Genomic DNA, 23,726 nt, shown 5'->3' on the forward strand with positions numbered 1-23,726 from the left:
CGAAGCCTGAGTTCAGATTGCTGCCGGGCGGGAGCGACAATGGCTTACTGTCATATCGGCGGACGATAACCCACCGGGGCATACGGGTGACGCGGCTTGCCACTCCCTTTACCTGACCGGTAGCCACGGATGACTCTTTCTACCGCGGCGACCACGGCCGAAGTTCCCTGCACCTTGCGGATGAAGTCCTCGGCACCATTCTGGATGGCACTGACCGCAGAAGAAATATCCCCAGATGCGGTGAAAAATATCAGGGGAAGCCAGATTTGCTGGCTGTTCAAAAATTCCTGCAACTCCAGGCCCGTCATGTCGGGAAGCTTCGACTCCAGAATCAGGCAAGCAAGCTGGGAGCGGTCATGGTTTTCGATGAAGTCAGCGGCGCAACTGAAAGCGGCCACCGATAAGCCGTGTGACCGAAGGCGTGAAACCAGCAAACCTCGACTATCGACGTCGTCGTCCAGGATGTATGCGATGAACTCTCGGTTGGTTTCGCTCATTTGACTTCCTTTCTGCACGTCTATGTTGCCGGACCGCATCGCTCACGTATCTTTGCAGGTTGTCGCAGTGTTTCTCGGCGCGGCCGCTCAAACGATCGAAACGCCCCTTGCGCCATCGCTTGTTACAACGTTAGCATCGTCGAAAAATTCCGACTAACGTCAAAAGGCCAGCAAGTGTCGTTTAACGGACAAACGAGTAACCGCAAGGTCCAGGGGCTGCGTTCGCTAAGAAAACTGCCCCGGCCGATTTACGGACACGCCGAGGCGCTGCCAAACCAAGCCTTGCGCTATCGCCACAAGCATTCATGGGGGCAACTGGCCTATGCGGCGGAAGGTGTGATCGAAGTGCATACCGATGCCGGTCGATTTGTGGCGCCGCCGCAACGTGCCATATGGATACCGGCCGGCATCACGCATCAGGTACGCAGCGGTCCTACGACTTGCATTCGCAGCCTCTACATCGAGCCGGAAATCCAGGGATGGGCAACTGAGCGTTGCCGGGTGATCGAGGTCAGCACCTTGCTGCGCGAGATGATCCGACGGTTTAGCTCGATCCCCGTCGAATACGATGAAACCGGCCCGGATGGGCGTTTCGCAGCGGTTCTGCTGGATCTCCTCGCCGAAGCACAGGAAGTGGAATTGATGCTTCCACTGCCACGGAGTGCGATCCTCCGCCGATTGTGCCGCAGCCTGCAGGAGCGCCCCGACGAAAAGCACGGCCTGGCTGAGTGGGCACTCCAGGTCGGCGTTTCGGAGAAAACCCTGAGTCGACTGTTTTTAAAGGAAACCGGACTAAGCTTTCGCGTCTGGCGCCAGCGCATGCGGCTACTGAGCGCATTGCCTGCACTGGAACGAGGCGACCGGGTGACCGATGTCTCGTGTGCCTGCGGATATGACTCCCTGTCGGCCTTCATTGCCGCATTCAGAAGCCAATTTAACTGTACCCCCGGCGTGTTTTCGCAAGCCAGGGCTTGATCCGAAGCCAGCCTTAAGCTGCAGGTGATAAGAGTTCGGGTAAAACGGGAGTTGACGAAAACATATCGATATAACTAAGATTGTCGATATGAAAAAAGACTACTCCCGAACAATTCCTGCCGAGTGGCAGGCCATGTCCCGCATTTTCGTCGCGCTCGGCGACGAGCACCGGCAGCGCATCCTGCTGCTGTTCGAGCCGGGCGAGCGGCTCAATGTCGGGCAGATCGCCGAAGTCTCGACGCTGGCGCGGTCCACCGTCTCGCACCACCTGAAAATCCTGCACGAATCCGGCGTGCTGGCTTCCGAAAAGCTCGGCAAGGAAGTCTGGTTCTGGATCAACCGCGATGCCCTGCAACTCACGCTCGGCAACGTTCTCGACTATCTGAAGGAAAACACCTGATGCGCAAATTGTTGCGGCCGCTGTTGCGCGGCCTGGCCCGCCTGTTGTTTCGTGTCGACGTCCGGATGCAGCAGGCCGATTTCGCGCGCCAACGGTTGCTCGTCGTCGCCAACCACGAATCCTTCCTCGATGGCCTGCTGATTGGCCTGTTCCTGCCGATCGACCCGGTCTTCGTCGTCCATACCGGCATCGCCAATAATTTCTGGTTCCGTATCCTGCTCTCGCAGGTCGAGTATCTGGCGGTGGACCCGACCAGCCCGATGGCGATGAAGAAGGTCATCCGGCTGATCGAGGCCGGCCGGCCGGTGGTCATCTTCCCGGAAGGGCGGATCACGCTGACCGGCAGCCTGATGAAGGTGTACGACGGCCCGGCCTTCGTCGCCGCCAAGACCGGGGCGACGGTGCTGCCGGTACGCCTGGACGGGGCTTCGCGCAGCTATTTCTCGCGCCTGTCCGGCAAGTATCCCAAGGAGCTCTTTCCACAGATTCGCCTGACCGTGCTGCCCGAGCGGCATTTCCCGATGCCGGTGGCGGCCACTGCCAAGCTGCGTCGGCGCAAGGCGGGCGAGCAGATGCGCCAGCTGATGCAGGAAATGATCTTCGCCTCGCGGCCGCAGCAGACGTTGTACACGGCGCTGTGCGATGCCGCCGAAATTTTCGGCAAGCGCCGCCGCCTGCTCGAGGACGTCAAGCAGATCGAGTATTCCTATAACGACCTGCTCAAGATGGCGCTGATTCTCGGCCGCCAGGTCGAGCGGATTTCCGACCCCGGTGAAAAGGTCGGCCTGTTGCTGCCCAACCTGGTGCCGACCATCGGGCTGATCTTCGGCCTGACGGCGCGCCGCCGCGTGCCGGCCATGCTCAACTACACGGCCGGGGTCGATGCCATGCAGGCCGCCTGTGAAGGCGCCCAAATTCGCAGCATCGTCACCTCGCGTGCCTTCGTCGAGCAGGCCAAGCTGACCGACAAGCTGGCCGTGCTGCACGGCGTCCAACTGCATTACCTGGAAGACATCCGCGAGCAGATCGGGCTGGCCGACAAGCTGTGGCTGATGCTCTACGCCATCCACCGGCCGCGCGCTTTCGAGCTGCACGCCTCGCCGGAGGAGGCGGCGGTCGTGTTGTTTACCTCCGGCTCCGAGGGCAAGCCGAAGGGGGTCGTGCTGCCGCATCGCGCCATTCTTGCCAACATCGCGCAGATCCGGGCGGTGATCGACTTCTCGGTGGACGACAAGGTGCTCAATGCGCTGCCCATCTTCCATTCCTTCGGCCTGACCGCTGGTGCGCTGCTGCCGGTGCTGACCGGGGCCAGCCTCTTTCTCTATCCGTCGCCGCTGCATTACCGGATCATCCCGGAACTGGCCTACGACCGTTCCTGTACCGTGCTCTTCGGCACCTCGACCTTCCTCGGCAACTACGCCAAGTTCGCCCATCCCTACGACTTCTATCGTCTGCGCTACGTCGTCGCCGGCGCCGAAAAGCTGTCGGAAGCGGTGCGCAGCCAGTGGTTCGAGAAATTCGGCATCCGCATCTTTGAAGGCTACGGCGCCACCGAAACGGCGCCGGTGCTGGCGGTCAACACGCCGATGGCCTACAAAACCGGTACCGTCGGCAACCTGCTGCCGGGCATCGAGTATCGCCTGCAGCCGGTGTCCGGCATCGAGCATGGCGGCATCCTGCACGTGCGCGGCCCGAATGTGATGTCCGGCTATCTGAAGTCCGACCAACCGGGCGTGCTGCAGCCGCCGCTCTCCGAGCTCGGCGACGGCTGGTACGAAACCGGCGACGTGGTGCAGATCGACGACGAGGGTTTTCTCAAGATCGTCGGCCGCGTCAAGCGCTTCGCCAAGATCGCCGGCGAGATGGTCAGCCTGGAAGTCGCCGAAAAGCTGGCGACGGCCAGTTCGCCCGACAAGCTGCATGCCGTGTCGAGTCAGCCCGATGCCAGCAAGGGCGAGGCGCTGGTGCTGTTCACCACCGACGGCGAGTTGAGCCGCGAACTGCTGGCCGCCAAGGCGCGCGAACTCGGCGTGCCCGAGCTGGCCGTACCGCGCAAGATCCAGCGCGTCGAAGCGCTGCCGCTGCTCGGCACCGGCAAGATCGATTACGTGACGCTGAAACGTCTGGCGGAGGCGGTATGAAGGCCGACCGTCGGCGTTTTCTCGGCTGGCTGGCCGGTGCTGCCGGGCTGGCGGCCGGGGGCGGGGCGCTGGCCAAGCCGCTGCTGGTCAATCAATGCCGCGTCGCCATTCCGGCTGGCCTGATCGACAGCCCGTGGCTGAAACAGGCGTGGGCCGACGTTGACCCGGCACAGTTGTGGGACTGCCACGTCCATCTGGCCGGCATTGGCGATGGCGGCAGCGGCATCGTGGTCGGGCCGCAATTGTCCTCGCCCCTGCATCCGCTGCACTACGCCCAGCGTCTGTTCTACATGAATGCCGGCTGTGCCCACGAGGCGCCGGGCAAGGTCGATCAGGCCTATGTCGCACGTCTGCTCAACCTGTGCGATGCGATGCCGGCCGGCTTCAAGGTCATGCTTTTCGCTTTCGAGCGCTTTCACGACGGCCGGGGCGATGCGCATCCCGAGCACTCCGCCTTCTACGTGCCGAATGCCTGGGCCGCCAAGCTGGCCGGGGATTTTCCGGCGCGCTTCGAGTGGGTCGCCTCCTTGCATCCCTACCACGCGGCTGCGGTCGACGACCTGCAACAGGCAATTTCCCAGGGCGCCCGCGCCGTCAAATGGCTGCCAGCCGCGATGGGCATGGACCCGGCTGCGGCCCGCTGCGATGCTTTCTACCGCGTGCTGGCCGAGAGTGGCACACCGCTGATCGTTCATTGCGGCGAGGAAAAAGCCGTCAAAGGCAGTGACACGCAGGCCTTCGGCAACCCGCTGCGCCTGCGCCGCGCGCTCGATGCCGGGGTCAAGGTCGTCGTCGCCCATTGCGCCTCGCTTGGCGAGGGTCTCGACGACGCTGGCAAGCCGCGTGCAAGTTTCGACCTCTTCCTGCAACTGATGGCCGAGCCGCGCGCCAAGGGGCTGCTGCACGGCGACATTTCGGCCATTACCCAGCGCAACCGGAAACCGGCCTTGATTCGTACGCTGCTCGAGCGCGGCGACCTGCACGATCGCCTGCTGCACGGCTCCGACTACCCGCTGCCCGGCATCGTGCCGCTGACCTCGACCGCTTCCCTGGCACGCGCCGGCTTGCTGCCGAAAGCGGCAGTTCATGATCTCGACATCCTGCGCCAGCACAATCCGCTGCTCTTCGACTTCACCCTGAAGCGCCTGCTCAACTGGCAGGGTCATTCCTTCTCTCCGGCGGTCTTCAACACCCGCCGACTTTTTGCAGCGAGCCACGCATGAGCGGACAATTCGGACTTCTCAAACAAGAGCGCTTCGCGCCTTTCTTCGTCACGCAGTTTCTCGGCGCCTTCAACGACAACCTGTTCAAGAACGCGCTGGTCGTGCTGCTCACCTTCCAGGCGGCGCAATGGACGACGCTGCCGGCCGAGTTGCTGGCCAACCTGGCGGCCGGCATCTTCATCCTGCCTTTCTTCCTGTTCTCGGCGACCGCCGGGCAGTTGGCCGACAAGTACGACAAAGCCATGCTGGCCAGATTGGTCAAGGTGCTGGAGATGCTGATCATGGGCGTCGCCGCCGCCGGCTTCTTCCTGCACAGTCTGCCGGTGCTGATGGGGGCGCTCTTCCTGCTCGGCCTGCATTCGACGTTGTTCGGGCCGGTCAAGTACGCCATCCTGCCGCAACACCTGCACAGCGACGAGCTGGTCGGCGGCAATGCGCTGATCGAGGCCGGCACTTTCGTCGCCATCCTGATCGGCACGCTGGCCGGCGGCCTGCTCGCCGGCTCGGTCGAACATCCGGCCTGGATCGCGCTCGGCGGCTTCGTCGTCGCCGCGGGCGGCTACCTGACCAGCCGCGGCATTCCGGCGGCGCCGGCGCCGGACCCGGGGCTGGCGGTCAACCTCAATCCGCTGACCGAAACCTGGCGCAATATCAATTTCGCCCGGCAGAACCGCACGGTTTTCCTGTCCATCCTCGGTATCTCGTGGTTCTGGCTGTACGGCGCGCTCTTCCTCGCCCAGTTCCCGGTCTATGCCAAGAACGTGCTCGGTGGCGGCGAGTCGGCGGTGACGCTGCTGCTGGCCACCTTCACGGTCGGCATCGGCATCGGTTCGATGCTTTGCGAGCGGATGTCCGGCAAGCAGGTCGAAATCGGCCTGGTGCCGTTCGGTTCGATCGGCCTGACGCTGTTCGGGCTCGATCTCTATTTCGCGTCGCCGGTCGGCCTGGCCGGCACGACGCCGCATCAACTGCTCGCCTTGCTCAGCATCCCGGCAGTCTGGCGCGTGCTGGTCGACCTGATGTTGCTCGGCACCTTCGGTGGCTTCTTCATCGTGCCGCTCTATGCGCTGGTCCAACTGCGCAGTTCGCCGGACCACCGGGCCCGCATCATCGCCGCCAACAACATCCTCAACGCCCTGTTCATGGTGGTCGGCGCGCTCGGGGCGGCGGCCATGCTCGGCGCCGGGCTGTCGATCCCGGCGCTGTTCGGCATCGCCGCCCTGCTCAATGCGGCGGTGGCGATCTACATCTACGGGCTGGTGCCGGAATTCCTGTTGCGCTTCATCGCCTGGCTGCTGGTCAAGGCGGCCTACCGGCTGCGCTGTGAAGGACTAGAACATATCCCGGGCGAGGGGGCGGCGGTGCTCGTCGCCAACCATGTCAGCTTCGTCGATGCGGTGGTGATCATGGGCGCTTCGCCGCGGCCGCTGCGCTTCGTGATGGACTACCGGATCTTCCGCATTCCGCTGCTCAGCTTCATCTTCCGCCACTGCGGCGCGATCCCCATCGCCTCGGCCAAGGAGGATGCGGCACTGATGGAAAAAGCCTTCGCCGAGGTGTCGACCGCGCTGGCCAACGGCGAATTGGTCGCCATTTTTCCGGAAGGCTATATCAGCCGCGACGGCGAATTGCAGACCTTCCGCCCCGGCATCAGCCGCATCCTCGCCGCCAACCCAGTGCCGGTGGTGCCGCTGGCGCTGTCCGGCCTGTGGGGTAGTTTCTTTTCACGGATCGACGGCGAGGCGATGAAAACGCCTTTCCGGCGCGGTTTGTTTTCGCGGATCAGCCTGCGGGTCGGGGCGCCGCTCGCTGCCGCCGAGGCGACGCCGGCCAGGTTGCAGGCCACGGTGCTCGCCTTGCGTGGCGAACAGCGCTAAGGCCGGCGTGCTATCCGGTGCCCCGTTCGCTACGAGGGGGCTGCTCGGGGGGCTTATCGAGGGGCTGCGCCTCGTCTTTCGGGGCTGACGGGCTTGGCGTCGTTGGTGCTGCGGCAGGGGCCGGTGGCGTTGCTGGTGTGCCGCGCGGCGGAGTAGCGGGCGGAGGTGGGGCAGGGGATTTTTCGCCGCTAGCGCTCACTGCGTTCTCGGCGGCCTTGTCCGCCGCCTTCTCGCTGGGCTTGTCGAGCGGTTTTTCCGGTTTCGTCTCTGCAGGCTTTGCCTCGGCGCTTTCGGCCGGCTTGTCCGGGCTCGCTTCCTTGTCCGCGCTCTTGTCGTCTCCGGCCGCAGGGACGGGGGCGAGTGGAGCACCGTCTGTCGCAGCAGCCTTTGCCTGGTCGGCAGCCTTCTCGGGGGGGCGTCCGGCGCTATTCTGCCCGCCCGGCCAGCCGCCCGGGCAGGTGTTGTCGTTGCGGGCGTCGAGCTCCGGGGTCAGGATCGGGCCCATGGATTTGAGGATCTGCACCGGCAGGGCGGAGGTGAAGCGGTATTTAGCGGCATCCGGCCCCATCACATAGGCGGTCAGCGTGCCGAAGTGGCGCGGGCCGAGGTAGAAGACGAAGGTCGCCGTGCGGTTCATGGCGACACCGCGCGCCGCGCCCCGGCCGAGGACGATGCGGTTGTCGCCGGTGCCGGTCTTGCCGCCGACGGCGAGCGGCGTCCCGTCGGCCAGTTTGAAGGCGCCGGACAGGCGGCGTGCCGTGCCGCCCTCAACCACTTCCGACAGCCCGTTGCGCAGGGCGGCGGCCACTTCCGGTGCCATCACCCGTTCGCCAGTTTCGCCGTTGCTGGCAAAGCGGCTCTCGTACGGGGTGCCGACGGCGAAATCGAGGCGGTCAATGCGCCGCGTCGGCTGGCGGATGCCGTTGTTGGCGATGATGCCCATCAGTTCGGCGAGCGCGGCTGGCCGGTCGCCGGAACTGCCGAGCGCGGTGGCCAGCGAGGGCACCAGGTGGCCGAAAGGATAGCCGACGCGGACCCAGCGGCGGTGGATGTCGAGGAAGGCTTCGACTTCGAGCATGGTGTAGATGCGTGAATCCTGGGCCCCCTTGAAGCGGGTGTTGAATAGCCAGCGGTATACGGCCTGGCGCTCCTTGGCGCTGGCCTGGACCAGTTCGCTCCAGCTACTCTCCGGGTGGGCCGACAGATAGCCGACCAGCCACAGTTCGAGCGGGTGCACGCGCGCCACGTAGCCGCGGTCCGGCAGGTCGTAGGCCGCCGGCCCGGTCCGTTCGTAAAGGCGGGCGACTTCATCGCTGCTCAGGCGCGCCCCTTCCAGGCGCTGGCGCAGGAAGGTTTCCAGTTCGGCCGGTGTCGCCTGCGGCGACAGGAAGCGAAAGACGGCAGCCAGCCGGGTGGCGTTCGGGCGCAGGCCGTCGAGGAAGACATCCTGGATTTCGGCTGCTTTCTTGCCCCGGTACTTGTGCCAGAAGCGGCGCAGGAAGACCTGTCCCTCCTGGTCGGCAAAGCGGGCAAGGTATTCGGTGCGGCGCGGATCGCTGGCTTTTTCCAGTAGTTGCGCGCTGCTGCCCGGTACCTGGTACATGGTGTGGCGGACGATGTCGCGCATCAGGCGGACGAAGGGCAGGTTGATCGAACCCTGCAGCGCTTCGCGTACGGTGACGACCCGGCTGTCGTCCTCATGGCGGAAGTTGTTGAAGCTATGGACGCCGCCGCCGGTGAAGAAATCCTCGCCGGGGCTGGCCGAGTAGCTGCGGGCCAGCGCCGCCTGCAGCATGGCCGGCAGTTCGCGTTCCTTGGCGCTGAGCAGATAGTCGATGGCCCACTGGGTCAGGCGATCACGCTGCTCGACCGGCAGCTTGCGCAACTCGGCGGGCGTTTTGTCGGCAAAGCGCTGGTGCAGTTCGGCAATGATTTCCAGGTAGGTGGTCAGCACCCGCAGCTTGGCGGTGGAGCCGAGTTCCAGTTTGCTGCCTTCGTTGATGTCGAGCGGCTGGTCGGTGGTGTCGGTCTGGACCCGGACACGGTTGCCGGCCGGCGTGCTTTCGACCAGCGTGAAGCTGTAATAGACGCCGTCGAGCTTGCCCGGGTCGAGCATCCGTTCGCCGAGCAGGCCTTCCTTGCGTGCCACCTCCGGTTCGTCCAGACGGCGCAGGAAGCTGGTGACTTCCTGCTGCAGCTTGCCGTTCAGCGTCGTTCCGACCTCGGCATCGTAGCGATCCAGCTCGTACAGCGACGCATCGAGCAGGCCGGACAGGCGGTTGCGGATAGCCATCGCGCCCTTGCCGGCATCGGCCGGCAGCAGGGCCGGATCGGTCGCCTGGTTGCGGAATTGCAGCGGCTGGGCCAGCGCCGCATCGCGCAGGGCCGGGCTGATCACGCCCTGCTCGGCGAGCAGGCGGACGTAGCTTTCCGAAAGGCGGGCCAGACTGTCGTGCCCCTTGGTCGACAGGTAGTAGGTCGGGCGGCGGTGGGCGATCATCAGCGCCACCACCTGGTGCAGTGCCCGGCCTTGCTCGGCGAGGCGGGCACCTTCGGCTTCCGGTGCGGCGAGCAGCGCGTTGACCTCGTCGAAGTCGGCGCCGAACCACACCCAGAGGCCATCGCCCAGGCCGTTGACCTCGCCGAAGGTGGGCGCCGCCGAGAGCGGTACGGTATTCAGGTAATCGAGCAGCAGCGTGCGCCGGGCCGGCAGCGTCTGCTCGCCATCGCGGTAGGCACGGACACTGGCCGAGGCCATCTGGCGCAGCTTCTCGCTGCTGTTCGGTGTCACGCCGTCCGGCGAATGGCGGAATTTCTCGATCTGCGTCGCCAGCGTGCTGCCGCCCGGGGCGTCGAAATCGTCGTTGACCATCCGCCCGATGCGACCGATGACAGCGCGAGCGAAGCGTACCCAGTCGACCGCCGGGTTCATGGTCGGCCGGGATTCGTCGAGCAGGTCGCGGTTCTCGATATACATCAGGGCCTGGCCGATGCGCGGCGGCACGGCGTCAAAATCGGCATAGGCCCGATAGGGGTAGCGGAAGCGGTACAGCGTTTCGCCCCGGCAGTCGGTGACGGTCAGCCCGGCCGAAGTCTTTTCGCGGTAGGGTGGAAAGTAGCCGCGCCCGGTGTAGTTGAGCAGGGCTTCGGAAAAGCGGGCCTGTCGGGTTAGCTTGAAACCGTTGGCGTTCAGGCGGCTGGCGAGCTTTGGCAGTTCGCTGTAGCCCATGCGCTGCTCGAAGGGGCCGTGCGTTGGGAAGCGGATGGCGTCACTGGCGCCGTCGACCATCCGGTAATCGAGGGTTGCCGCGTAGCGGGCCAGATGGGTGGCCTGCAGGCGGGAGGTTTCGATTTCGTCGGCAACCCACAGGCCGGCAGCGGCGAGCAGGGCGACGACAAGGCCACCGGTCAGCCAGTACCGGCGGCGGGGGGCGGGTGCGTTGGGGCGCATGAGATGTTTGTGTTTGTTGTCGGCTTTTCTGTCATCAGTATATTGGCATCGCGCCCTTGTGGGGCGTTTTGATTGTTTTGGGTGTTGGCCGCCGGCGGCAGGGGCGAGACCGGTAAAATGCCCGCTTTTGCTTTCGCCGCCTTGCCATGATCTCTGCTTCAAGCATTCCCGCCGCTGTCGCTGGCGGGCACCAAGGTAAAATCGACCGATGAACTGGCCTGCGCTCAAGGAAAAACTCGATCTTTACGAAAAGCTGATGCGGCTCGACAAGCCGATCGGCATCCTGCTGCTGCTCTGGCCGACGCTGTGGGCACTCTGGCTGTCGGCGCTGGGCAAGCCGAACTGGGTGGTGCTCTGGGTGTTCGTGCTGGGGACCGTGTTGATGCGTTCGGCCGGCTGCGTCATCAACGACTATGCCGACCGCGATTTCGACAAGCATGTCGAGCGGACCAAGGAGCGCCCGCTGACGGCCGGCAAGGTCACGACGAAGGAAGCGCTCACTCTCTTTGCCGTCCTGTCGCTGATTTCGTTTGGGCTGGTCCTGATGCTGGGCAACCAGCTGGTGATCTGGATGTCGGTGCCGGCCGTCTTCCTGGCCGCCAGCTATCCCTTCACCAAGCGCTTCTTCGCCATCCCACAGGCTTACCTCGGCGTCGCTTTTGGCTTCGGCATCCCGATGGCTTACGCCGCCCACCTCGGCAACGTGCCGGCCGAAGCCTGGTGGCTGCTGCTCGCCAATGTCTTCTGGGCGGTCGCCTACGATACCGAGTACGCCATGGTCGACCGCGACGACGACCTGAAAATCGGCATCAAGACCTCGGCCATCACCTTCGGCCGCCACGACGTGGCGGCGGTGATTTTCTGCTATGCGATGACGCTGGCCATCATCGGCTGGGTCGGCTGGACGCTGCATCTGGGCTGGGCCTTCTACGCCGGGCTGGTCGTCGCGGCCGGTATTTTCGGACTGCACTACACCTGGATCCGCGGTCGCCAACGGATGCCCTGTTTCAAGGCCTTCCTGCACAACAACTGGGTCGGCCTGGTGATCTTCGTCGGCATCGTTGTCGACTTCCTGCTTGCCGGCCGGAGCTTCGGATGAACGCCCCGGTTTTTGCCCTTTTTGCCCCGTGGACCGCAGCATTCGCCTGCGCCGACTGTCTTTTTTCGTAGCGGACCCGATGAAATATCACGACTTGCGCGACTTCATGTCGCAACTGGAAAAGACCGGCGAACTGAAGCGCGTCGGCGTCGAGGTCGATACCCGCCTCGAAATGACCGAAATCTGCGACCGTGTGCTGCGCGCCGAAGGGCCGGCCATCCTCTTTGAAAAGCCGAAAACGGCGTCGATCCGACATACGATACCCGTGCTCGCCAACCTGTTCGGCACGCCGAAGCGCGTCGCACTCGGCATGGGCGAGGAATCGGTGCAGGCGCTGCGCGAAGTCGGCAAGCTGCTCGCCTATCTCAAGGAGCCGGAGCCGCCGAAAGGGCTGAAGGACGCTTGGGACAAGCTGCCGATCCTGAAGCAGGTGCTCAACATGGCGCCGAAGAAGGTGTCGAACGCGCCCTGCCAGCAGGTGGTCTGGGAGGGCAAGGATGTCGATCTGGCCAAACTGCCGATCCAGCATTGCTGGCCGGGCGACATCGCGCCGCTGATCACTTGGGGCCTGGTCGTCACCAAGGGGCCGCACAAGAACCGGCAGAACCTCGGCATCTACCGCCAGCAGGTGCTCGGGCCGAACAAGGTGATCATGCGCTGGCTGGCGCATCGTGGCGGGGCGCTGGATTTTCGCGACCACCAGCTGGCCAATCCTGGCCAGCCTTTCCCGGTGGCGGTGGTGCTCGGCTGCGACCCGGCGACCATCCTCGGCGCCGTGACGCCGGTGCCGGACAGCCTGTCCGAATACCAGTTTGCCGGCCTGCTGCGCGGCGGCAAGACCGAGCTGACCCAATGCCTCGGCTCGGCGTTGCAAGTGCCGGCCTCGGCCGAAATCGTCCTCGAAGGCGTCATCCATCCCGGCGAGATGGCGTTGGAAGGGCCGTATGGCGACCACACCGGCTACTACAACGAGCAGGCCGAGTTCCCGGTGTTCGCCATCGAGCGCATCACCATGCGCCACGACCCGATCTACCACAGCACCTACACCGGCAAGCCGCCCGACGAGCCGGCCGTATTGGGCGTCGCGCTCAACGAGGTCTTCGTACCGCTGTTGCAGAAGCAGTACCCGGAAATCGTCGATTTCTACCTGCCGCCGGAAGGCTGTTCGTACCGGATGGCCATCGTCAGCATCAAGAAGCAGTATCCCGGCCACGCCAAGCGGATCATGTTCGGCATCTGGAGCTTCCTGCGCCAGTTCATGTACACCAAGACCATCATCGTCGTGGACGACGACATCGATATCCGCGACTGGAAGGAAGTGGTCTGGGCGATGACGACGCGCATGGATGCGACGCGCGACACGACGCTGGTCGACAACACGCCGATCGACTACCTCGACTTTGCGTCGCCGGTGGCCGGCCTCGGTTCCAAGATGGGGCTGGATGCGACCAACAAGTGGCCGGGCGAAACCAGCCGCGAGTGGGGGCGACCGATCGTCATGGACGACGGGGTCAAGCAGCGGGTCGATACGATGTGGCAGGAACTAGGCCTTTAGGACGAATTGACCCGCGGCTCGGCGGCTTGAGAGAATCCGCTCTCCAGTTGGAATCGAGATACGGAACACGGTGCGAATCCGTGGCGGGCCCGCCGCTGTAACCGGGGACGAAGGCTGCATGGTCGCCAGACCAGCCACTTGCGGGGCATACCCCGCCGGGAAGGCGCAGCGCTTCGGCTGATCCGGAAGCCAGAAGACGAATCGATACCGAGTATGGAGCCAAGGCAAGGGCTCCGTCTGAGCGCCTGCGACAAGCGTGTGCTCAGACGGAGCCCTTTTTGTTTTTTGTCTTCCCGAGGAGTGGAAAATGTCCCAAACCATCAAGCAAACCGTCAACGCCCCGCAAACAACCCCGAGCCAGAACGCGCCCGTCGCCCCGACCATTGCTGTGCGCAAGAGCTGCAATCCGGACGGCATCGGCCTCTCGCACTATGTGCTGATGGACCGGAAGGCGGCCAAATGAACGCTGTGCTTGCCGAGCGTGCCGCCCGCGGCACGCTTTTCCAGCCGGTCGATATCGGCCACCCGCTCTATGCCGCGGTAACCGATCCGCAGACTGCTTTCTGGGCACTGGTCGACAAGAACAAGGTTCATGAAGCCAATCGCGACCCCGACCTGCTCGCCGCCTACAGCGCCAAGGCCGGGCAGTTCGAACAGGAGCTGCACGCGCTGCGCTTCGGCCTGAAACCGTCCGGCGTTTATTTGAACCCGACCGAGCGCTGCAATCTCAACTGCACCTACTGCTATCTGCCCGACACCCAGCGTAGCAGCGGCACCCACATGTCGGCCGAGATCCTGCATGCCTCGCTCGGCAAGCTGCGCGATTATTTCCGTTCGGTGATGCCGGCCGACCGCAAGCCGCGCGCCATTTTCCACGGCGCCGAGCCGTTGATGAACGCGCCGGCGGTGTTCGAGGCGATCGATGCCTTCGCCGACGATTTCGTTTTCGGCCTGCAGACCAACGGCACGCTGCTCGACGACAAGGCGCTCGATTTCCTGACGTCGCGCAATGTCAGCATCGGCCTCTCGCTCGACGGCCCGGTGGCGGAGATCACCAACGCCACCCGGCGGACCTGGGGCGGCAAGAGCGTGCACGACAAGGTGCTGCGGGCGATGGAGAAATTGCGCGGTTACGGCTCATGGAGCGTCATCACGACCTGCACGACCGAGAACCTGCCTTACCTGACGCGCATGATCGAGCTGTTCCACGCCCACGAAGTGCCGACCTGCATGCTCAACACCGTGCGCTGCACCTTGTCCGGGGCGCGCGGCGTCAAGCCGGCCGATGGCGAGATGGCCAAGGCCTTCTTCGCCGCGATGGACCGCACCTACGAGTTGTACCAGCAGACTGGCCGCAAGCTGATGGTCGCCAATTTCGCCAATATCCTGATCGGCATCCTGGCCCCGACTGCGCGCCGCCTGATGTGCGACATCTCGCCCTGCGGCGGTGGCCGGGCCTTCTTCGCGCTGGCCGCCGACGGCAGCCTCTACCCGTGCAGCGAGTTCATCGGCCTGCCGCGCTTCAATGGCGGCAGCCTGCTGCTCGGCGGGGTCGAAGCGGCGCTCGATTCGGCTGCCTTCAAGGCGGTGACGACGCGCGATGTCGATAAGTTCAGTCCCTGCGGCGACTGCGCGATCCGCCATTTCTGCGGCTCGCCCTGTCCGGCCGAAGCCTTCGAGATGAACGGCGGCATGGACAAGATCGGCGCCTTCTGCGACTTCTACAAGGAGCAGGTCAATTACGCGCTGCGCCTGATTGCCGACGGCAAAGCCGACGACTATCTGTGGGACGGCTGGGACGAGGGCACGGAAACCGTTTTCGCGCTGAGTTGAGCGAATGCTGGCGGGCGCTTTAGTATGGCGCCCTCCAGCATTTTTCAGGCGTCCTCGGCCATGCATTCCCGTCTTGTCATTACCGCCACCGATCTGGCCCGGCCCGCGCACGCTGCGGCTTTCCTCGCGCTGCTCGACCACTACGCGCGCGATCCGATGGGCGGCGGCGAGGGGCTGTCGGTTTATGCCAAGGCCAACCTGTTGCGCGAACTGCAGGCCCTGCCAACTTTCCACGGCGCCCTGGCCTTCCTCGACGACGAAGCGGTCGGCCTGATCAACTGCTTCGCCGGCTTCTCGACCTTTGCCGCCCGGCCGCTGCTCAATATCCACGATATCGTCACCCGGGCCGAATGGCGCGGCCAGGGCATCGGCCAGGCGCTGCTGCAGTGGGCCGAAGGGCGGGCCCGCCAGCTTGGCTGTTGCAAATTGACGCTGGAAGTGCTGTCCAACAACCGGCAGGCGATGGCATCCTACGAGCGTGCCGGTTTCGCGCCTTATGTGCTCGATCCGGCGGCCGGCAACGCGCTGTTGCTGCAGAAATATCTTGAGGAGGCCTGAGATGCCCGAGCAACTTCCCGTCCCCGACCTGCACGGCGTGCGCCCGTCGCTGGTCCAGCTGACCCATGTCATTTACGGGCTGCATGCCTTCGCCGTACTGGTCGGCGTCACTTCGGCGGCGACCGTGGCCGGCGGCTTCGTCTTCGGCTTGCCGTCACTGATCGCCGTCTTTCTCAATTACCTCAAGCGCGGCGAGGTCAGCGGCACCTGGCTGGAAAGCCATTTCCGCTGGCAGATCCGCACTTTCTGGTTCACCGCGCTGTGGCTGGTGATCTACGGCCTGCTGATCATCACCATCATCGGTATTCCCGTCGCCTTCCTGCTCATCGCGCTGCTCGGCCTGTGGGTGATCTACCGTGTCGGGCGCGGCTGGGTGGCGCTGTCGGGCGTGCGGCCAGTCGATAACTAGAGCGGCATCGCCCACAGATGGGCGCCAACCAGCGCCCGCCACGGCTTGAATTCTTCGAGCCAGGCTGCGGTTTGCCGTTCGCTCAGCGGGGCATTGGCGCCGAGCAGGTGCTGCAGCTTGCGGCGGACGGCGACATCGCCGTGCAGCGATCCGTCGAGCCACGCAAAACCGCGCAGGAGCGCGTAGTTGACCGTCCACGGGCCGATGCCGCGGACCTGCAAAAGTTGCTCACGGATAGCGTCGACCGGCAGGCTCGCCGTTTCGCAAGCGAGCCAGTCGTCGAGCGGTAGCTGGCCGCTGGCGACTTGCTCGGCGAGGGCGAGCAGCGTCGCCGCCTTGCTCTGCGAAAAGCCGGCCTGGCGCAATTCGACCTCGCTGCTGGCGGCGACCTGCACCGCATCCGGGTAACACCACAAGCCGCTCGAGTGCTGGCGGCCGGTCGTCTGGATCAGCTTGCGGCGGACGGCGACGGCGGCATGGACGCTGATCTGCTGGCCGGTCACCGCCCAGCTCAGCGCCTCGAACGGGGTGGCGGTCTGCGGCACGCGCAGGCCGGGCCGCTCGGCGAGCAGGCGGCCGAGTTGCGGATGCTCGCGATAGGCGGCGGCGAAGGCATCGACCGGCTGGGTCAGGCCGAGCAGACGATGGGCCAGTCGGCTTAGCGCGGCGGCGGTTCCGGCGGTCGACGGGCCATCGATGGCCAATTCCGCCGTGGCCTGTCCGGCCGTAAACCGGATGCTCAAACAGGCCGGCTGGCCGGCCCAGAGCAGGCCCTTGCGCAGCACCTCGCCCTCGACCTGTTCGGCCAGTTGCTGGTTGTCGCGGCGATGGAAGGCGAGGATGTCCTGGGCACGAAAGTACTCGGGCAATTCGATCTTGCAGGGGCTCGGACTGGGTGTCATCGTCGTTCAGCGCGCCTTGCGGAATGTCAGGTTGATGCGCTGTTCACCCAAAAGTTCATGCCGCCCCGGCTTCAAGGGCATGACGCCGTGAAAGCGCAGGCGGTCCGGGCCGCCCCAGACCAGCACGTCGCCGTGGCTGAGCAGCAGGCGGGCCGGCGGGTCGCTGCGCTGGGTGCCGCCGAACAGGAAAACGACCGGCAGGCCGAGCGACAGCGAAACGATGGGGGCGGTGAAATCGCGCTCGTCCTTGTCCTGGTGCAGCGCCATCCGCGCTCCGGGGGCGTAGCGGTTGATCAGGCAGGCGTCGGGCACGAAGCCGGGGTAGCCGGCCCGTTCGGCGGCGGCGCCGGCAATTTGCAGAAAGAGCGGCGGCAGCGGTGGCCAGGGCAGGCCGCTGAGCGGGTCGGTTGCCGCATAGCGGTAGCCGCTGCGGTCGGTGACCCAGCCGAACGGCCCGCAATTGCTCATCGCCACCGACATCCGGTAGCCGCCGGGTGTCTGCATCTGGCGGAAGGGGGCGGTGGCGGTCAGGTGCTGCACCTCGGCGAACAGCGCCGGTGCGGCATCGAGCGCTGCGCCATGCAGCAGCCAGGTGCCGGGGCCGATCTGTTCCGGTCCGCTGGCGCCAGCGAACAGGTCGCCGTTCATTCTTCGGCCTCGCGGGCGAGCAGTGCTCGTTTGCGCTCGATGCCCCAGCGGTAGCCGGACAGCGCGCCGTCGCTGCGTACGACGCGATGGCAGGGAATGGCGACGGCCAGCGCATTGGCGGCGCAGGCACCGGCCACGGCGCGCACTGCCTTCGGTGCGCCGAGGCGCTCGGCGATCTCGCTGTAACTGGCTGTCTGGCCGGGCGGGATGGCGCGCAGGGCCTGCCAGACGCGTTGCTGGAAGGCGGTGCCGCGAATGTCGAGCGGCAGGTCGAGCCCGGTTTTGGGGGCGTCGACGAAGCGGACGACCTCGGCCAGTTGCTGCGCCAGTTCGCCATCATCGGCAATCAGTTGTGCCGCCGGGAAGCGTTGTTCGAGATCGTCGGCAAGGGCCGTCGGCTTGTCGCCAAGCAGGATGGCACAGAGGCCGCGCTCGCTGCGGGCGACGAGGACGTAGCCGAGGGTGCAGGCGCCGCTGGCGAAGCGGATTTCCTGGCGGGCGCCGCCGGCCCGGTAGGCGCCGGGCGTCATGCCGAGCAGCGCATCCGACTCGGCGTAGCCGCGGCTGCCGCTGTTGTAGCCGGCGGCGAAAATGGCGGTGGTGACGTTGGCGGCTTGGGCCAGGTTCTGGCGCAGCCGCCCGGCCCGTATGGCGCTGGCGTAGGCGTGCGGAGTCAGGCCGGTGCTCGCCTTGAACAGGCGGTGCAGGTGATGCGGGCTGAGTCCGGCCCGGGTCGCCAGTTGCGCCAGCGTCGGCGGCTGTTCGGCTTGTTCGATGTAGCGGCAGAGGTCGCTGATGATGGCTTGCTGACGCACGGCCAGTGATGCCGTATCCGGCCGGCAGCGCTGGCAGGGGCGAAAGCCGGCGGCGGCTGCGGCCTCCGGCGTGGCGTAAAAGGTGACGTTTTCCGGCTTCGGTGGGCGTGACGGGCAGCCCGGGCGGCAGTAGATGCCGGTCGTCCGCACGGCGTAGACGAACTGGCCGTCCGCCTCGCGGTCGCGGCCGATGACGGCGGCCCAGCGCGGGTCGGCCAGAGTTGCAGCAGAGAGTATGTCGTTGGCCATCGCTTGTCCTTTCCCGTTCATTGTCGGATCAACTTTAGCGGTCGCGCAATCGCCGGACACCCTGTCTCTTGCTTTCAAATTCGCCGTAACAAGAGTCCTGCGGTCGACCGGCGAAAAAGGGCAAAAACCAGATTCAGGTACCCATGTAGCGGCCAGCCTTGTGATTGACCGCGATGACCAGGTTCAGGGCCAGTGCGCCGATGATCGACAGGCCGACGCTGAGCGGGTCGCGGACGAAGATGGCGGCGCCGAGGATCAGGCTGTCGGCCGCCATCTGCAGGTGGCCGGCCCGCCAGCCGCGGGTGTTCTGCAAGTGGATGACGAGAATGCCGAGGCCGCCCAGGCTGGCCCGGTGGCGGATCAGGATGAGCAGGCCGACGCCGGCCAGAAAGCCGCCCATCAGCGCGGCGAAAACCCGGTTCAGCGCCTGGAACTCGACCAGCCGGGGCAGCAGTTCGGCGTACAGCGAGAGCAGGCTGACGGCGAGAAAGGTCTTCAGCGTGAAGCTGCGCCCCATGGCCCGGATGGCAAGCAGGTAGAAGGGCAGGTTGACGACGAAGAGGACGAGGCCGAACGGCCATTGCTTGAGGTAGTGAATCAGGAAGGCGATGCCGACCGTGCCGCCGGTAAGCAGCCCGGCTTCCTTGAAGAGAAGGACGGCGAAGGCGACGAAAAGCGGTGCGACGAGCAGGGCCTGGGCGTCTTCGAACAGCGTGTGGCGGCTGATGGGATGTTTGGACATACGGCGCGGCAGGCTCAGTAGAACTCTTCGATCATGCGCAGCGAGATGCTGTAGCTGTGGCTGATCTGTTCGTCGGTGTAGCGATGCCGGGCGCCGACCGGGCAGGCCAGGCGGGCCAGGCAGGTCGTCCGGCAGGCCGAGTCGGGCTGCTTGCGGTAGGCGACGCAGCGCTCCAGCTTGAACGGGCCGTCGCCGAGCGCACCGGCCGGGCAGGCGGCGATGCAGTCCTGCGTCCGGCAAGCCGAACAGGGATGGCTGCGGTGGACCGGTGAGGAAACGGGGAAACGGGTATCTGCCAGCACGACGGCGCGATAGGCCGACCAGCTGCCCCATTCGGCGTCGATGCCAACCATGAAGGGCGAGGCGTGGTGCCAGCCGGCCAAGCTGCCGAGTTGCTGCAGGCCGATCGGGTGATGGCTTGGGTAGAGCAACTGGTAACGGTTGTCGGGCAGGTGGGCGGCGAAGAACTGGGCGATGGTGCGCACGGTGAAGTCGTCGATCGGGTCGGCGTTGCGGATGCCCGAAGCCTTGACGCATTCCCACAGCCGGCGGCCGCCGTGGCCGATCAGGATCAGTTGCCGGTAGCCGGCCAATGGGGCGATGGCATCGAGGCTGGCGCGGATCTCGGCCGGCAGCTCAGCCAGCGCGAAAACCGCCTGCCGGTTGAGGCCGGCCTCATTCAGTACGGCAGCCGGCAAGGCCTGCGGCAGGTCGGTGAAGTCGCTCATTCGTTCTCCAGCAGTGGTGCTTTTTCGCCGACCCGGCGCTGGGCGACCCAGACCAGCAGCGCATCGATCGCTGCGCTGCCGGCCTGCGCTTTCGCGTGATTGATCAGGAACGTCACCGCGTAACGGCGGCCCTGGGCATCCAGCGCGTAGCCGGCGGCGGTCTTGACGCCGTCCAGCGTGCCGGTCTTGATGTGGGCGCGGCCGGTGGCATCGGAGCCGTTCAGGCGTTTCTTCATCGTGCCGTCGATGCCGACGATCGGCATGCTGGAGATGAATTCGGGCATTACCGGGTTTTTCCAGGCATCGAGCAGCAGGCGGTTCAGGCTGTCGGCGCTGATCCGTTCGCTGCGCGACAGGCCGGAGCCGTTGTCGAGCACCAGTTCGGCAAAGCGCAGGCCGCGCCCGTTCAGCCAGTCGGTGACGCGCTGCCGGGCACGTTCGGGGGTGGCCGGCGCCGTATCGTTGCCGAGGGTCAGAAAAACCTGGCGGGCCATGACGTTGTTGCTGAACTTGTTGATGTCGCGCACGGCATCGGCCAGCGGCGGCGATTCGTGGCTGGCGACCAGCTTGCTGCCGAGCGGGATGCCGCCGCCGCGGACCTGGCCGGCCAGACTGCCGCCGAGTTCCTTCCACAGCGCACGGAGCAGGCCGCTGCTCTGGGCGTCGGCCGGTAGCGGCGCCAGGTTGAGCGTCTTTTCGCCGCACAGCGGGCTGTAGCTGCCGTTGAATTCGAGGCGGTTGCCGTTGTTTTCCGGGATCAGGCGGACCTCGATCCGTTCCTTCCAGTCGCTGCCGCAGCCACCTTCCGCAGTGCGCAGGCGGTTGTCGAGGCGCAGGCCCTCGCTCGGCGTTTCCTGCAGCAGGCGCGGTTTGCCGTTGTCCGGTTGCAGCGTGAAGCGCAGGGCGCGGAAGTTGATCAGCAGGCCGTCCGGGCCGACGTTGTAGGGGCGCATCGGCTTGTCGTCGAAGGCACCGGGATCGATGCTGGGCACGTTGAACACCGTGCGGTCGAGCACGATGTCGCCGGCGATGTGCTGGATGCCGCGGACGCGCAACTGGCGAAGCAGGCCGGCCAGGTGCTCGATGGCGAAGCGCGGGTCGCCGCTGCCTTTCAGGTACAAATTGCCGTTCAAAACGCCGTCTACCGCAGCAGTCTCGATCCAGGCCGTGGTTTTCCAGGTGTAGGCCGGGCCGAGCAGGTCGAGTGCGGCATAGGTGGTGAGCAGCTTCATCACCGAGGCCGGGTTCATCGCCGGGGCCGCGTTGTGGGCAACCAGCGGCGTCGGGGCGTCGACCGGCTGGACGACGACGGCGACGCTGGCGGCCGGAATCTGCGCCGCCTTCAGCGCTTTCAGCACATTGGGCGGCAGGCCGTCGGCCAGGGCGGGCAGGCCGAGCAGGGCGCCGGCGAGGGCGGCGAGTAGTTTCAGGATCATCGGAAAGCGGAATGGGAGGCCGAAGCCTCCCATTCTAATGGTCTGCCGGTCGCCTGCCGCGCTACTTGCGATAGAGCTCGAAGCCGGCGATCAGCTTGTCGAGCTGGCCGGCGGTGACCAGCAACTCGTCGGCCGCTTCGCGGGCCGAGCGGGCCGAGCTGGTGTTGCGTTCGATCAGGTCGGTGATCTGCTGCATGCTGATCGCCACTTCCTCGCTGGCGACACCCTGCTGGCGGGCGGCGTCGGAAATCTGGCCGGCCATCAGCGAGACCTGGCTCGATGATTCGGTGATGCCTTCCAGGCCGGCGACGCTTTCGCGCAGCTTGCCGATGCCGGTTTCCACTTCGAGTGCGGCGCGGTCCATGCTGGCCACCGCCTGCGCGGTGACCGACTGGATTTCGCAGACGGTGGTGTTGATGTCGGCGGTCGAAGTCGTCGTCCGTTCGGCCAGCTTGCGCACCTCGTCGGCGACGACGGCGAAGCCGCGGCCCTGTTCGCCGGCCCGCGCCGCTTCGATGGCGGCGTTGAGGGCGAGCAGGTTGGTCTGGCTGGCGATGTCGGCAATCACCTTGGTGATATCGCCGATCTTGGCAATCGACTGGTTGAGCTGGTCGATGGTGGTGTTCGAGTCATGCACCGCTGCCACGACGCGGTTGGTCGCTTCCATGCTCTGATTGATGCTGGCGTTGCTTTCGCTGACCTGAGCCTGCGAGTCGCGGGCTGCCATCGCGGTGTCCTGCGCATTGGCCGCCACTTCCTGCACCGACTGGCTGAATTGCTCGGTTGCCGAGGCGACGCCTTCGACGCTGGCCTGTTGCTGGTCGGATTGCACGGCAACCTGCGTCATCTGCTCTTCAAGCAAGCGGGAGCGACTGTCGATGGCGCGCGAGGCGGTGGTGATCTCGTCGAGCATTGCCTTCAGCGTGCCCTGCATGGTGGCCAGGTTGCAGAGCAGCAACCCGGTTTCATCGCGGCCGGAGACGTCGATGTCGTCGGTCAGCTTGCCTTCGGCAATCCGTTCAAAATGGGTGATGGCCTTGCGGATCGGGGTCAGAATTGCACCAATAAGGAGCGCGCCGCCGACCAGGGCAGCGAGCAGGGCGAAGGCCATGCTGCCGATGGTGATGTTGCGGATGGTCCGGTAATTGGCTTCGGCCGTTGCAAAATTCGCTTCCGCCGAATTGGCAAATTCCTGGATCAGCGCTTCGCCATCGCGCCGCATTTCGGCATACAGCGGGTTGATCTTGAGCAGCAGCAATTCGTTGGCCTGTGCAAACTGCCCTTCCTTGAGCAGGTTGCGGGCGACGGCGATGCCCTCCTTGGAAAAGCGCTCCCGGGTGTCGCCGAAGCGCGCCAGCAACTGCTGTTCCTTGTCGTTGAGCGCGGTCTTTTTCAGACCTTCGAGTTCGGCATTAATCTGTTCGCGATTCTTCAGCGTCGCCTCGATATGCAGGTCGATGGCGTGGTCGTGCAGTTTCGACGAGGAATTGGCCGGGTCGTGCTGTAGCGCGAGCATGACCTGAGCGCGGTTGTCGGCGAGCAGCAGCATCATTCGGCTGGCCATGTTCGAGGGCGCCAGTTTTTCCTTGTACATGCGGTCGAGCTGGGTATTGGTTTCGGCGATGCCGTTCAGGCCCAACAGGCCAATCGCCGTCATCAGGCTGAGGATGACGGCAATCGCCACCCACAAACGGGTGCGCAACGACAGCGTGCGCCGGCCGCTGGCCGGCAGGCTGCCCTTTTGTCCGGCGGCGGCATAGGCCTTTTCGGCCGCGGCGCGCTTGTCGCGGCTGGCCGGGGTGCGCACCGACATGTAACCGGTGATCTGGCCATTTTTCTTGACCGGCACGACGAAGGCTTCGACCCAGTAAAAGTCGCCGTTCTTGCAGCGGTTCTTGACCAGCCCACGCCAGGGCAGGCCGCCTTTGACGGTCTGCCAGAGGTCGGCAAAAGCGGCCTCCGGCATGTCCGGGTGGCGAACAATATTGTGGTTCTTGCCAATCAACTCTTCACGCGTAAAGCCGCTAATCTCGACGAAGGCGTCGTTGGCCGCAGTGATGATTCCTTTAAGGTCGGTATGGGACACCAAATAGGTGTTTAATGGAAATGCGACTTCGCGTTGGGTGGTCGGCTGATTGTTCTTCATGGTGCGTTTGTAGGAGTTTTCTCGAGTTGTCGGTTGGCTGTA

20 protein-coding genes and 1 riboswitch are annotated in these 23,726 nt (G+C 65.2%); of the genes, 11 read left to right on the forward strand and 9 right to left on the reverse strand.

What is annotated here, in order from left to right; genetic code table 11:
- Window positions 1–50 precede the first annotated feature (50 nt).
- A complete protein-coding gene (locus tag GH663_RS19325) occupies window positions 51–497 on the reverse strand; it encodes a response regulator transcription factor (RefSeq protein WP_170291461.1) in 447 nt (148 codons plus the stop codon).
- Window positions 498–671: 174 nt separating this feature from the next.
- On the opposite strand from GH663_RS19325, the gene GH663_RS19330 reads away from it, so the two are divergent.
- The 5 genes from GH663_RS19330 to GH663_RS19350 all read left to right on the forward strand — a co-directional run bounded on the left by GH663_RS19330 (window position 672) and on the right by GH663_RS19350 (window position 7,113).
- Window positions 672–1,472, forward strand: coding sequence for an AraC family transcriptional regulator (locus tag GH663_RS19330; RefSeq protein ID WP_246181652.1), 801 nt, complete (start codon window positions 672–674; stop codon window positions 1,470–1,472).
- A gap of 88 nt (window positions 1,473–1,560) precedes the next feature.
- The gene (locus tag GH663_RS19335; RefSeq protein WP_211371213.1) at window positions 1,561–1,872 is read left to right on the forward strand and encodes an ArsR/SmtB family transcription factor; all 312 of its coding nucleotides are present in this window, start codon (window positions 1,561–1,563) and stop codon (window positions 1,870–1,872) included.
- On the forward strand, window positions 1,872–4,013 hold the full coding sequence (gene aas / locus GH663_RS19340; protein WP_211371214.1) for a bifunctional acyl-ACP--phospholipid O-acyltransferase/long-chain-fatty-acid--ACP ligase: 2,142 nt from the start codon (window positions 1,872–1,874) through the stop codon (window positions 4,011–4,013). The genes GH663_RS19335 and aas overlap by 1 nt, the downstream gene beginning before the upstream one ends.
- Window positions 4,010–5,236: an amidohydrolase family protein gene (locus GH663_RS19345; RefSeq protein WP_153133240.1), complete on the forward strand. Its 1,227-nt coding sequence runs from the start codon at window positions 4,010–4,012 to the stop codon at window positions 5,234–5,236. The genes aas and GH663_RS19345 overlap by 4 nt, the downstream gene beginning before the upstream one ends.
- Window positions 5,233–7,113: an MFS transporter gene (locus GH663_RS19350; protein ID WP_153133241.1), complete on the forward strand. Its 1,881-nt coding sequence runs from the start codon at window positions 5,233–5,235 to the stop codon at window positions 7,111–7,113. Before GH663_RS19345 ends, GH663_RS19350 begins: the two co-directional genes overlap by 4 nt.
- Before the next feature lie 10 nt (window positions 7,114–7,123).
- On the opposite strand, the gene GH663_RS19355 is transcribed toward GH663_RS19350, so the two are convergent.
- The gene (locus GH663_RS19355) at window positions 7,124–10,564 is read right to left on the reverse strand and encodes a transglycosylase domain-containing protein (RefSeq protein WP_153133242.1); all 3,441 of its coding nucleotides are present in this window, start codon (window positions 10,562–10,564) and stop codon (window positions 7,124–7,126) included.
- 208 nt (window positions 10,565–10,772) lie between these two features.
- Between GH663_RS19355 and ubiA the strand changes: the two genes are divergently transcribed.
- The 6 genes from ubiA (at window position 10,773) to GH663_RS19385 (ending at window position 16,018) form a co-directional block, all read left to right on the forward strand.
- Window positions 10,773–11,663, forward strand: a complete 891-nt coding sequence (gene ubiA / locus GH663_RS19360; RefSeq protein ID WP_153133243.1) for a 4-hydroxybenzoate octaprenyltransferase — start codon at window positions 10,773–10,775, stop codon at window positions 11,661–11,663.
- A gap of 79 nt (window positions 11,664–11,742) precedes the next feature.
- A complete protein-coding gene (ubiD, locus tag GH663_RS19365; protein ID WP_066880127.1) occupies window positions 11,743–13,218 on the forward strand; it encodes a 4-hydroxy-3-polyprenylbenzoate decarboxylase in 1,476 nt (491 codons plus the stop codon).
- 62 nt (window positions 13,219–13,280) lie between these two features.
- A riboswitch (cobalamin riboswitch) is annotated at window positions 13,281–13,416 on the forward strand.
- A 109-nt stretch (window positions 13,417–13,525) separates the two neighbouring features.
- Window positions 13,526–13,681, forward strand: coding sequence for a modified peptide precursor CbpA (gene cbpA / locus GH663_RS19370; RefSeq protein WP_153133244.1), 156 nt, complete (start codon window positions 13,526–13,528; stop codon window positions 13,679–13,681).
- Window positions 13,678–15,051: a peptide-modifying radical SAM enzyme CbpB gene (gene cbpB / locus GH663_RS19375; RefSeq protein ID WP_153133245.1), complete on the forward strand. Its 1,374-nt coding sequence runs from the start codon at window positions 13,678–13,680 to the stop codon at window positions 15,049–15,051. Before cbpA ends, cbpB begins: the two co-directional genes overlap by 4 nt.
- 60 nt (window positions 15,052–15,111) lie before the next feature.
- Entirely contained in the window at window positions 15,112–15,609 is a 498-nt protein-coding gene (locus GH663_RS19380; protein ID WP_153133246.1) for a GNAT family N-acetyltransferase, read from the forward strand.
- Between the two features lies 1 nt (window position 15,610).
- The gene (locus GH663_RS19385) at window positions 15,611–16,018 is read left to right on the forward strand and encodes a DUF4870 family protein (RefSeq protein ID WP_153133247.1); all 408 of its coding nucleotides are present in this window, start codon (window positions 15,611–15,613) and stop codon (window positions 16,016–16,018) included.
- Here GH663_RS19385 and GH663_RS19390 read toward each other — a convergent pair.
- The 7 genes from GH663_RS19390 to GH663_RS19420 form a co-directional block, all read right to left on the reverse strand.
- Window positions 16,015–16,920 (reverse strand): DNA-3-methyladenine glycosylase family protein, encoded by a 906-nt coding sequence (locus GH663_RS19390; protein ID WP_153133248.1) that lies wholly within the window; start codon window positions 16,918–16,920, stop codon window positions 16,015–16,017. The two genes, GH663_RS19385 and GH663_RS19390, sit on opposite strands and share 4 nt — an antisense overlap.
- Before the next feature lie 6 nt (window positions 16,921–16,926).
- Window positions 16,927–17,568, reverse strand: a complete 642-nt coding sequence (gene alkB / locus GH663_RS19395) for a DNA oxidative demethylase AlkB (RefSeq protein ID WP_153133249.1) — start codon at window positions 17,566–17,568, stop codon at window positions 16,927–16,929.
- Window positions 17,565–18,632, reverse strand: a complete 1,068-nt coding sequence (ada, locus tag GH663_RS19400; RefSeq protein WP_153133250.1) for a bifunctional DNA-binding transcriptional regulator/O6-methylguanine-DNA methyltransferase Ada — start codon at window positions 18,630–18,632, stop codon at window positions 17,565–17,567. The genes alkB and ada overlap by 4 nt, the downstream gene beginning before the upstream one ends.
- A gap of 133 nt (window positions 18,633–18,765) precedes the next feature.
- On the reverse strand, window positions 18,766–19,374 hold the full coding sequence (locus GH663_RS19405; RefSeq protein ID WP_066885140.1) for a YitT family protein: 609 nt from the start codon (window positions 19,372–19,374) through the stop codon (window positions 18,766–18,768).
- 14 nt (window positions 19,375–19,388) lie between these two features.
- A complete protein-coding gene (locus GH663_RS19410) occupies window positions 19,389–20,102 on the reverse strand; it encodes a hypothetical protein (protein ID WP_153133251.1) in 714 nt (237 codons plus the stop codon).
- Window positions 20,099–21,538, reverse strand: coding sequence for a D-alanyl-D-alanine carboxypeptidase/D-alanyl-D-alanine endopeptidase (dacB, locus tag GH663_RS19415; protein WP_153133252.1), 1,440 nt, complete (start codon window positions 21,536–21,538; stop codon window positions 20,099–20,101). The genes GH663_RS19410 and dacB overlap by 4 nt, the downstream gene beginning before the upstream one ends.
- A gap of 61 nt (window positions 21,539–21,599) precedes the next feature.
- Entirely contained in the window at window positions 21,600–23,684 is a 2,085-nt protein-coding gene (locus GH663_RS19420) for a methyl-accepting chemotaxis protein (protein ID WP_153133253.1), read from the reverse strand.
- Between the last annotated feature and the right edge of the window lie 42 nt (window positions 23,685–23,726).

The sequence above is a fragment of the Dechloromonas hortensis genome (assembly GCF_009469765.1).
GTDB lineage: Bacteria > Pseudomonadota > Gammaproteobacteria > Burkholderiales > Rhodocyclaceae > Azonexus > Azonexus hortensis.

Excerpts from the sequence above, each read along its gene's own strand:
- ada (WP_153133250.1), bottom strand. The coding sequence starts at position 18,632 with ATGGCCAACGACATACTCTCTGCTGCAACTCTGGCCGACCCGCGCTGG.
- alkB (WP_153133249.1), bottom strand. The coding sequence starts at position 17,568 with ATGAACGGCGACCTGTTCGCTGGCGCCAGCGGACCGGAACAGATCGGC.
- GH663_RS19405 (WP_066885140.1), bottom strand. The coding sequence starts at position 19,374 with ATGTCCAAACATCCCATCAGCCGCCACACGCTGTTCGAAGACGCCCAG.
- GH663_RS19325 (WP_170291461.1), bottom strand. The coding sequence starts at position 497 with ATGAGCGAAACCAACCGAGAGTTCATCGCATACATCCTGGACGACGAC.
- dacB (WP_153133252.1), bottom strand. The coding sequence starts at position 21,538 with ATGATCCTGAAACTACTCGCCGCCCTCGCCGGCGCCCTGCTCGGCCTG.
- GH663_RS19350 (WP_153133241.1), top strand. The coding sequence starts at position 5,233 with ATGAGCGGACAATTCGGACTTCTCAAACAAGAGCGCTTCGCGCCTTTC.
- GH663_RS19390 (WP_153133248.1), bottom strand. The coding sequence starts at position 16,920 with ATGACACCCAGTCCGAGCCCCTGCAAGATCGAATTGCCCGAGTACTTT.
- ubiD (WP_066880127.1), top strand. The coding sequence starts at position 11,743 with ATGAAATATCACGACTTGCGCGACTTCATGTCGCAACTGGAAAAGACC.
- GH663_RS19345 (WP_153133240.1), top strand. The coding sequence starts at position 4,010 with ATGAAGGCCGACCGTCGGCGTTTTCTCGGCTGGCTGGCCGGTGCTGCC.
- GH663_RS19410 (WP_153133251.1), bottom strand. The coding sequence starts at position 20,102 with ATGAGCGACTTCACCGACCTGCCGCAGGCCTTGCCGGCTGCCGTACTG.
- ubiA (WP_153133243.1), top strand. The coding sequence starts at position 10,773 with ATGAACTGGCCTGCGCTCAAGGAAAAACTCGATCTTTACGAAAAGCTG.
- GH663_RS19355 (WP_153133242.1), bottom strand. The coding sequence starts at position 10,564 with ATGCGCCCCAACGCACCCGCCCCCCGCCGCCGGTACTGGCTGACCGGT.
- GH663_RS19335 (WP_211371213.1), top strand. The coding sequence starts at position 1,561 with ATGAAAAAAGACTACTCCCGAACAATTCCTGCCGAGTGGCAGGCCATG.
- GH663_RS19380 (WP_153133246.1), top strand. The coding sequence starts at position 15,112 with ATGCATTCCCGTCTTGTCATTACCGCCACCGATCTGGCCCGGCCCGCG.
- GH663_RS19420 (WP_153133253.1), bottom strand. The coding sequence starts at position 23,684 with ATGAAGAACAATCAGCCGACCACCCAACGCGAAGTCGCATTTCCATTA.
- cbpA (WP_153133244.1), top strand. The coding sequence starts at position 13,526 with ATGTCCCAAACCATCAAGCAAACCGTCAACGCCCCGCAAACAACCCCG.
- aas (WP_211371214.1), top strand. The coding sequence starts at position 1,872 with ATGCGCAAATTGTTGCGGCCGCTGTTGCGCGGCCTGGCCCGCCTGTTG.
- cbpB (WP_153133245.1), top strand. The coding sequence starts at position 13,678 with ATGAACGCTGTGCTTGCCGAGCGTGCCGCCCGCGGCACGCTTTTCCAG.
- GH663_RS19385 (WP_153133247.1), top strand. The coding sequence starts at position 15,611 with ATGCCCGAGCAACTTCCCGTCCCCGACCTGCACGGCGTGCGCCCGTCG.